This is a genomic window from Nostoc sp. FACHB-888, from assembly GCF_014696655.1.
Lineage (GTDB): Bacteria > Cyanobacteriota > Cyanobacteriia > Cyanobacteriales > Nostocaceae > Nostoc.
On record NZ_JACJQM010000022.1, the window covers coordinates 109,430 to 117,051 of the forward strand.

The 7,622-nt window shown below is 43.7% G+C and carries 4 protein-coding genes; 2 read left to right on the forward strand and 2 right to left on the reverse strand.

All coding sequences use genetic code 11. The annotated features are described in order from the left end of the window. Positions 1–50 precede the first annotated feature (50 nt). Positions 51–3,062 carry a DUF1574 family protein gene (locus H6G26_RS16060; protein WP_190730207.1) on the reverse strand — a complete coding sequence of 1,004 codons (3,012 nt, stop codon included), beginning with the start codon at positions 3,060–3,062 and terminating at the stop codon, positions 51–53. Positions 3,063–3,528: 466 nt separating this feature from the next. On the opposite strand from H6G26_RS16060, the gene H6G26_RS16065 reads away from it, so the two are divergent. Together H6G26_RS16065 and ppc are read left to right on the forward strand one after the other, a co-directional pair. Then, positions 3,529–3,765 carry a hypothetical protein gene (locus tag H6G26_RS16065; protein WP_190730208.1) on the forward strand — a complete coding sequence of 79 codons (237 nt, stop codon included), beginning with the start codon at positions 3,529–3,531 and terminating at the stop codon, positions 3,763–3,765. A 101-nt stretch (positions 3,766–3,866) separates the two neighbouring features. Then, positions 3,867–6,944, forward strand: coding sequence for a phosphoenolpyruvate carboxylase (gene ppc, locus H6G26_RS16070; protein WP_190730209.1), 3,078 nt, complete (start codon positions 3,867–3,869; stop codon positions 6,942–6,944). Positions 6,945–7,124: 180 nt separating this feature from the next. On the opposite strand, the gene H6G26_RS16075 is transcribed toward ppc, so the two are convergent. Next, entirely contained in the window at positions 7,125–7,481 is a 357-nt protein-coding gene (locus H6G26_RS16075; RefSeq protein ID WP_242053736.1) for a LysR substrate-binding domain-containing protein, read from the reverse strand. Positions 7,482–7,622 lie beyond the last annotated feature (141 nt).

Consider the following 7,622-nt stretch of genomic DNA (forward strand, 5'->3'; position numbering starts at 1 on the left):
AGTTATTCTCTCTGTCCCCCTTGCCTCCCCTGCCCCTGCCCCCCTGCCTCTTACTTCACTGGCCAAGGAATCATCGGGTCATTAGCCAACTTTTTAGAGACTTCGTATGCTCCAAAGCGGTTGAGGTGGCTGGGGTCAGAAAAGTAGTCATTTGCTTTTGGCCACTGTCGGCTCAAATCTCGATAAATAAAGTTGGGACTAGTAGCTAGACGCAGCATATATTCCTGAAATTCTTGCTCATATTGTTTACGCACTGGATCTAAATAATCTGCCGTGAGAGGCATATTGACAAAAACTAAGGAAATTTTCTGAGACTGGGCAAACTGAAGTACTTCTTGAAAGGCAGCATCTTGCTGTCCTTCTATTTGGAAAGATTTATAGTCGTTGTCGTAATTTCCGGTAACTCTAGAATGTTTTTGATAGTATCTAGCAGGATTGAAGCGAATAGACAAAGGTAGAAAACCATCAAAATCAACTGATTGTCGAGAAGTAATCTCATCTGAAGTACCGTCTGTTGGCTGTCTTTGTGATGCAACTGTCTGATTGGGACCAAATATAAGCAGTTGTTTTTGCAGTAAATTTTTAATTTGGTCGCGGTTTGGGTAGCTAGCAGAAAGAGATGCTAAAGCCTGATTTAACGACTGATTGACAGCTTCATAGGTGCTAATTTCCGGTTTTTCTTCTTTTACCTTTTCTTCTCCTGAACTTACCGTATTTTCGGGCAAATAACTGCTATTGGCTGTTGTTGGGGTTTTTTGGAATGCTTGTTTATAACCAGCTGATGTAGCGATGGATTTAAAAGTAATATCCTCGCGTCCACCGTTGAAAGCACGGGCCCCATCTGCCCAGAGAATTATTTTAGGCAGTTCTGATGGTTCTAGTACATGGCGAATCACAAAGTCTACAACTTGTGCGGTAGCACCGTTGATCCCAAAGTTAAACACGTCAATATTTGGATAGCCCTGAGTCACTAAAGCTTTAGAAAGTGCTGCTGGATCTATTCCCCTAAGAGCGCGGGAGGAGCCAATAATCAACACATCTGGCGGAGTACCATTTATAGCCAAACGCTGTTTATACAGTGCTAGTTGCTCGTCTAACTGCCTAACATTGAAACTTGGCATCTGCGATCGCGCTGCTAAAAGAATAGCGGTAGCGGTTGCTTTTTCCTTCAGTGGTGCGGCTGCTAAATTATTTGTTGGAGTTTCATCACTTTGAGTAAACTCAGAAGCATTAAATACAGAACTCTGGTTTGGAGGAGATTTTGTTTTAGAAGTGCTGGTAAAAAATGCCGTTTTTTCACCTTGAGTTTTCTCAGATGTCAAAGATGCCTTTTGCTTAGAAGAAGATGAAGGCAAGACATTGGCCACTTTTGGCGTAGTCGTACCCCGTGCAATAATTTGACCCAACACCCAATCGGTTTGGAGGGTAAGTAATAATCCCAGTGTCCCCCAAACTAAAGCAATCTTAAGTCCTTGAACATCAGGGGTTTGTTCTTCCGACTCGTGGCTTTCGGTAAATAGCTGGCTTTTCAACAGGAATTTTTTCGCTGTTGCACTCGCCGTTACCATCCAATCTCGCGCTACTTCTGTCACAAAACTTTGAACATCTTCTGTCGTTAAGTCGGGGCGCAAAATTGGCTCATTAGTCTCAGAGTTTACCAGATCGTTAACGTATTTAGAAGTAGCAGCAAATTCTGGGGTTGCTTCTGGTACTAAACGTTGGCGATGCTCAAGATCAACACCATAGTGCCAAAAAGGTTCTTTATTCCCAGCCCGGCGACCGTAGACACGTATCCCCATAATACCGGGAATCTTTAACTGGCGGATAAACTGCGTAACTTTGTTTGCTACTTGTTGCCGTCCTGGGCAAACAGGTGCATCACACATGATGTGTAATAAATCATTTTTGTTCAGCAGGAGGACGCGAACTCCACCTGTCAATAGACGCCAATCCAGGTCAGGATTGAGTAAACGCTCCAGTAAAAATATGATGGCTGGTTCATCACCAGTATTGGCCAAATCTAGTGGTGATGCGGCAAAGGCGGGATATTTTGCAGTAGGTAAAGCCAGCCAATCAACCCAAGTGGGTTCCTGGTCGCCTGCTTTTTGTCCGTATACAGTGGCGGCGAGAATGCCTTGAGGGGCGATCGCTTCTAACTGGGGTAAAATTGCATCTAAGCACACTACCTTGTCGGGGATTGGAGCGGTTCCTAGAGGATCAAAAGCTGGGATACAAAAAATATGTAGTGTTGATTCTTTCAGAGAAACTTGTACACCAACTTTTAACCCTGACAATACCTCAGTTAATAATCGAGCGATCGCTTGTACATCCCCCCAACGCGCCCACTCCTTCAGCATTACCTCTGGTGGTGTCAAATCCACCCGCAGCAGCCAATCAGGGGCAGTTTCGCCGCTTACCTGGGAAACAATTATGGCATCTTGGTAGCCGGAAAGCTTAAGATAACGCAACTTCTGGGCTATTGGTTCAGCAAGCAACGATGCATCAGGGCTATAGCTCGAATGGCAAAATATCCACAAGCGATCTTCTTCTGACTGAGAGTTCTTTGGCTTATATGGCTTAATCTTTACTTGTACTGATACACCTAATATACTTAGAGTTTCGCTGATATACCGAGCAATAGCCTCTGGGTTGCCTTGGCGTGCCAAACTTTCGTTAGAGACAATCAGCGCCCCACCCACTTGTTTTGATTTTTCCGAGTCTGCTAGCAAGGCTTGCTCCACCTGCTCCAGATGCTTATCTATTTGATTCAAGTAAACCCGGTGGCACCATTTGGGACGTTGTTCCCCTTTTCTTCGGCCATAGACAAATACTTGATATATTGAGGGTTGTTCGTTACTTGTGAGAATATCTAAGTTTGTTTGCTGTAGTGCTTGCAGCAGGTCAGACAAAGTGCGCCAACGCTGCGGACATTCTGTACCTTCACAAAGAATATGGAGGTCATTTCCCCGTAACCGAACTTTCACTCCGAAAGTGTTGATCCCTGTTGCTTGGCTTACCCATTGCACTAAGGATTGCTGGCGATCTGGTAATACTGTTTTCATGGGAAGTTAACTTTACAGGAAGCGATTGTTGGGGGATAGTGCCTGCACTTGTAAACTAGAACCATAGGTCTATCACACTCTAACGGTTTTTTTTAACAATTTTGTTACCTTCGTAGCTTACAAAATCGGCCAAGATAGTCTTGTACAGGTTGCAAGTCTGACTAATGTTGAGTTTTGCGTTTATTTTACTAATAGGGAGTCATAAATCGGAAGTTAAGAGTTAGGAGTTAGAAGGTAGAAGTTAAGAGCCAGGAGTCAGAATAATTCTATATGACTGGCTGATGGCTTGTCCTTTAAAGCTGGATTTGCTTCCCACTGCGCTAACGCCCTTGATCGTTGAAACAACCAATAAGCTTATCTCATTTAATACTTCATCCCTTAATCGTTGGAGCCATCTTAACTCCTAACTCGTAACTTTCAACTCCCGACTTTTTTTGACTCATATTCCCATAACCAAGAATTAGCAATGCCTCCTGCCAACCAACAACCTTCAACTAACCCCACATCCAATCTGGATTTGTTTAGCATTCCCCAATCTTTCCTTTTACAAATAGGTACAGCGTCTATATTACTGCTGCTCATTACCGGAAAAACCACAGTAAGAGCGCTAGAAGGCTTAGGGGAAGCCAGTGAAGAATTGTTTCGAGGCGATCGCCTACCGATTCTCGACTTCCCAGAGGATCACGAAACTAATCAAACTTAGAAAATATACACCAAATAATTATTTGCTCAGGAACAACCTGGTAAGCACTAAGTGCAAAACCTAGAAGCGTAAACAATAATTAGCTTTACAACATAGAGAATATGGGTTCCCTTTTATACTCTTCGTCTCAAACTGCGGATATATACCCGGTGTCGGAATTATTTTTGCGTCATCGTCTCCAGGTAGTGGAAGAATTGTGGGAGTCTGTTCTCCGGCAAGAATGCGGTCAAAACATGGTAGATTTGTTGCGGCAGTTGCGTGATTTGTGTTCGCCAGAAGGACAAGCAACAAATGACCAAGCATCCTCAGCCGTCAAATTAATTGAACAACTAAATATAAACGAAGCAATTCGTGCGGCTCGTGCTTTCGCTCTGTATTTTCAGCTGATTAACATCATAGAGCAGGAATACGAACAGCGGCAGCAATTGAGTCGTTATGAGGCAGAAACAGAGCCTACAGACGCAGAAACAGCATCTAATGTCAATTATTCGTCCAATCAAAGAGAAGATGACGCGCCTGTTAGCAGGGGAATAGCAGCAGACTTGCTGAGAAAGAGTTATCTAGAAAAAGCGCAAGTCAAACCAAAAGGTACTTTCGCTGCCTTGTTTCCCTATTTATTAAAACTGAATGTACCACCCCAGCAAATTCAACGTTTAATTGCACATCTGGATGTGCGTTTAGTTTTCACAGCGCACCCGACGGAAATTGTTCGTCACACCATCCGGGATAAGCAGCGCCAGGTGGTACAACTCTTGCAAAAACTGGATACCTTAGAAAACCATTTTGGTACTACGTCCGGGGGATATGCTTGGGAAGCAGCAGATGTCCGCGAACAATTGCTCGAAGAAATTCGGCTGTGGTGGCGCACAGATGAACTTCACCAGTTCAAACCCACGGTGCTAGATGAAGTAGATTATGCGCTGCACTACTTCCAAGAAGTTTTATTTGATGGTATTCCTCAACTTTATAAACGTTTTAAACACACCCTATCCAATACCTTTCCTTGGCTAGAACCACCGAGTAAAAACTTTTGCTCTTTCGGTTCTTGGGTAGGCTCAGACAGGGATGGCAACCCATCAGTCACGCCCGAAATCACCTGGCAAACAGCTTGCTATCAGCGCAAAATGGTGCTGGGGAGATATATTCAGTCAGTGAAAAATCTGATTGAATTATTGAGTGTGTCGATGCACTGGAGTGATGTCTTACCAGACTTACTGGAATCTCTAGAGTTGGATCAGTCCCAGTTGAGTGAGGTATACGATGCATTGGCGCTGCGTTATCGACAAGAACCATATCGGCTCAAACTGGCTTATGTGCTCAAACGCCTAGAAAATACTCGCGATCGCAATCTAGCTTTGTACAATCGGGAAACGCCAAAAAATCAAGATAGCCCCCTATATCGTTCGGGAGCCGATTTTTTAGCAGAACTGCGGATGATTCAGCGCAACTTGACAGAAACAGGTTTAAGCTGTCGAGAATTAGAAAATCTGATCTGTCAGGTAGAAATTTTTGGTTTTAACTTGACACAGCTAGATATCCGCCAAGAATCATCCCGCCATGCTGATGCGCTGAATGAGATATTACAATACCTGCAAATATTACCTCAACCTTACAACGAACTATCTGAGGAGCAAAGAGTCACTTGGCTTACAGGAGAACTGCAAACCCGGAGGCCGTTAATTCCGGCAGAATTGCCATTTTCCGAAAAAACCAACGATGTAATTGAAACCTTTCGCGTCGTGCGATCGCTGCAACAAGAATTTGGTCTAAATATCTGCCAAACTTACATTATCAGCATGTGTCGCGACGTGAGCGATGTGCTGGAAGTATTGCTTTTGGCTAAAGAAGCCGGACTTTTTGACCCCGCCATAGCCGTGGGAACTATTCAAGTTGTCCCCCTATTTGAGACAGTAGAAGACTTACAACGCTCCAGAAGCGTCATGCGGAAACTGTTTGAACTCCCGTTATATCGGGCTTTGTTAGCCGGCGGCTACGAACATACAAAAACAAAGAGTCTTGTGGATGAAAATTCATCCTCCCCTGCCTCTTGTTCCCCGTCACCCCTTCCCGTGAACTTGCAAGAAGTAATGCTGGGGTATTCTGATAGCAACAAAGACTCTGGTTTTTTAAGCAGTAACTGGGAAATTCATAAAGCCCAAAAATCACTGCAAAAAATAGCAGAAAACTATGATTTAAGTTTGCGAATTTTTCACGGACGCGGCGGTTCTGTGGGACGGGGTGGCGGCCCTGCTTACGAGGCGATTTTGGCTCAACCGGGTCATAGTATCAATGGGCGAATCAAGATTACCGAACAAGGAGAAGTTTTGGCTTCTAAATATTCCTTGTTGGATTTAGCTTTGTACCACATGGAAACCATCACCACTGCTGTGATTCAAGCTAGTTTACTGCGGACAGGGTTTGATGATATTGAACCCTGGAATGAGATTATGGAAGAATTAGCAGTGCGATCGCGTCAACATTATCGTGCTTTAATCTATGAACAACCTGATTTTGTTGACTTCTTCCATCAAGTAACCCCTATCGAAGAAATTAGCCAACTGCAAATTAGTTCCCGTCCAGCCCGCCGTCCATCTGGTAAGAAAGATTTAAGTAGTCTGCGAGCCATTCCTTGGGTATTTAGCTGGACACAAACCCGCTTTTTGCTGCCTTCCTGGTACGGTATTGGCACAGCGTTACAAGAATTCTTGAACGAAGAACCAGAAGAACACTTGAAATTACTACGCTACTTTTACGTTAAGTGGCCGTTCTTCAAGATGGTGATTTCTAAAGCCGAGATGACTTTGGCAAAAGTAGATATGCAAATGGCACATCACTACGTTCTGGAATTGTCAAAACCAGAAGATCAACCCCGCTTTGCCAAGGTTTTTGACCAAATTGCCAGCGAGTTCTATCTTACAAGGGATTTGGTGTTAAAAATTACCGATCATAATCGGCTGTTAGATGGCGATCCTGTCTTGCAACGATCTGTGCAGTTACGCAATGGCACAATTGTACCCTTGGGATTTATCCAAGTTTCACTACTCAAGCGCCTACGCCAGTCTATGAATACTACTGCTACTTCTGGAGTCATCCACTCTCGTTACAGTAAAGGCGAGTTATTGCGAGGGGCATTGTTAACTATTAATGGTATTGCAGCCGGGATGAGAAATACAGGTTGATAGAGGATGGGGGAGCAGGAGGGGAGCAGGGAGCAGAGGGCAAGTTGCAGTAAGCATTTCTTCTTTGCCCCTCCGTCTTTTCCCAATGCCCAATGCCCGAATGTTTATTAAAACATCTAACTTGAATTCACGCAGGGGTAACAAACATCTACTATTGAATCATCGTTACCATAACCCAGTTCAAAGCGTGGTTTCTTCCCAGTAAGGCGGATTACCAAATCGTTTGATTAAAAAATCGATAAATGCTTTGACCCGCAGCGAATTTCTTCGATTTGGCAAATAAAGCGCATAAATGCCCATATCTATACTGGTTTGGGGATATACTTGACAATCGGTTAGCACTGCTTGCAACTTTCCTTTTCGGATGTCTTCACCAATTAACCAAGTTGGCATCAAAATCAGACCCGTCCCATCCAAACAGGCTTGGCGGAGTACCTCAGAATTACTTGATATTAAGGAACCACTTACTTTAACCTCACAAAATTCGGTATCTCGTTTGAATCGCCAGATATCATACCCCATAAAATAAGTAAACAATAGACCTCTTGCAGAATTGATTTTGTGTTATAATGATTGGTTTTCTTAATCTGAATGGGGTGAGATAACTAAAAAGATTGATGCCTGGGGTATTTATAGCGATAGTTGTAATCGCGGAACGTCTGACAGAAAAAACATCAC